Source organism: Clostridium senegalense (genome assembly GCF_018916625.1).
Taxonomy (GTDB): Bacteria; Bacillota; Clostridia; order Clostridiales; family Clostridiaceae; genus Clostridium_J; species Clostridium_J senegalense.
In genome coordinates this window covers 1-1,016 of the sequence record NZ_JAHLNC010000033.1, presented here as the reverse complement: position 1 = coordinate 1,016, position 1,016 = coordinate 1, and the positions used below count along the sequence as shown (strand labels likewise).

General features: G+C 23.5%; 1 protein-coding gene. It reads right to left on the bottom strand.

Translation table 11 applies throughout. The features are described from left to right. On the bottom strand, positions 1–1,016 hold a 1,016-nt coding region (locus tag KQI36_RS17630), incomplete at both ends, for a DnaD domain protein (RefSeq protein WP_216452011.1).

The window sequence follows — 1,016 nt, the reverse complement described above, 5'->3', positions numbered from 1 at the left end:
TAACAAAAATCATAGCCTAAAAGTTCTTTCTCTAATTTATCAAAATCGTATTTTCTTTGATGAAAATTATTAAAGGTATCTTTGTTAGAAGATGAATTTTTATATTGCCTTTTCATTATCTTCTTACCGTTAATTTTCCAATTTTTAAGAATACCTTCAACATAGCAAAGTCTAACATTTCCTTTGCTAATTGCTTCTTCCATAGCATCTATAACAGTAAATGTGTCATTATCATCTACAAGCCTATCTAAAGTTAAAACTGCATCTGTAGTTAAATTACCAAAACCATTTTCGCTGTAGTAAGAATAAACTTTAGAGTTTATAGGATTTAAATCCTTATTTAAATTATAACTAAAACTATTAGAAGTACTACTAGTACTACTGTTAGTAGTAGTTGTTGTTATATTATTATATATATTATTATTATCTTTTTGATTATTTATATAAAATCTATTTATAGATTTTATATTATTAAATAACATTGTTATGTTATTTAATATATTATATATATCTTTCATCAAGGAATTATCTCCATGAAGGTCTTTAAAAAATCCCTTTGATACGGACATAAAATCACCTAAATCTATATTGTCAGGATTTTTATCCATAGTATTATGGCGAGAATCCCAACTGTTTTGCAAATTATCCGAAGAAGAAAAAGAATTATCAAGACTATCTGTATTTTTATCCGTAGATGTATTCGGAGATTTTTCACTATGATTATTTTTAGAATTGTTATTATTTTTAACATCAAATATACTATAAAAGATTTCTGTGAAACCATAAAAGGAATATGCTCCGTTATCTCTTAACACAGTATGTTTAAGAATTTTATTTCTGCAAAGCTTTTTAAGCTTTCTATAAAGTGTATCTTTTTTTATATTAAGAATAAGTAGATTTTCTAACATTTCATCATAATCTAGCCAGTAGTATTTTTCTCCATTAAAAACTTTAGATATAAATTTATTATGATTTTTAAATATATAATCTAAAATTAAAATATCATCAAAACTAAC